The 780-nt window shown below is 64.9% G+C and carries 1 protein-coding gene; it reads right to left on the bottom strand.

Features of this window, described 5'->3' with window-relative positions:
* Window positions 1-15: 15 nt before the first annotated feature.
* Window positions 16-780 (bottom strand): sugar ABC transporter permease (locus tag CEK66_RS20285; protein WP_152238078.1); only part of this gene is annotated, 765 nt, incomplete at its 5' end.

The following is a 780-nucleotide window of genomic DNA, read 5'->3' as shown; positions in this document are numbered from 1 at the left end:
CAGCGCGCGAGGACTTCATACCCAACCCTTGCGGCGGCCCACGCGTACCAGCAGGAACGTGGCCGCCAGCGTGAATACGAACAGCGTGAAGTCGATGTCCGAGGCCAGGCCCAGGTTCCACCAGTCGAAGCCCTTGTTGTACATCAGGTACAGCACCGGCAGCGTGCTTTGCAGCGGCCCGCCCTCGGTCATCACGTAGGGCTCGGCGAACAGCTGGAAATACCCCACCATGGTCAGCAGGCCGACCGTCATCAGCGTCGGCCCGAGCATGGGCGGGGTGACATGGCGCACTTGCTGCCAGGTGCTGGCGCCGCCCAGGCGTGCGGCCTCGTAGAGCCCGCCGGGGATCGCCTGCAGCCCCGCCAGCACGATGACCATGGCGTAACCGAAGTTCTTCCACAGCGCGAAGAAAATGATCGTCGGCATGGCCATGTGCGGATTGCCCAACCAGGCGACGGGCTGCACGCCGAACCAGCCCAGCACGTAATTCACGACGCCGTAGTGTGGCGGGAACAGGTACTTCCAGATCACCGCCACGGCGATGATGTTGGCTACCACCGGGGTGAACAGGGCGGTGCGGAAAAAGCCCTTCCAGCGCGCCAGTCGCGAATGCACCAGCAGCGCCGCGCCCAGTGCCACGCCGATGGACAGCGGCACGCCGACCACGACGAAGTACAGCGTGTTGCCCAGCGCCTTCCAGAACAGGCCCATGCGCAGCACGGTGAGGTAATTATCGAGGCCGACGAACTGCACGTTCTTCAGGCTGGCCAGGGCGTAGAT

The organism is Xanthomonas sp. LMG 12460, from assembly GCF_009192895.1.
Classification (GTDB): Bacteria; Pseudomonadota; Gammaproteobacteria; order Xanthomonadales; family Xanthomonadaceae; genus Xanthomonas_A; species Xanthomonas_A sontii.
Note: the sequence above shows the minus strand (reverse complement) of the source record. Positions and strands in the feature narration are given on the sequence as shown.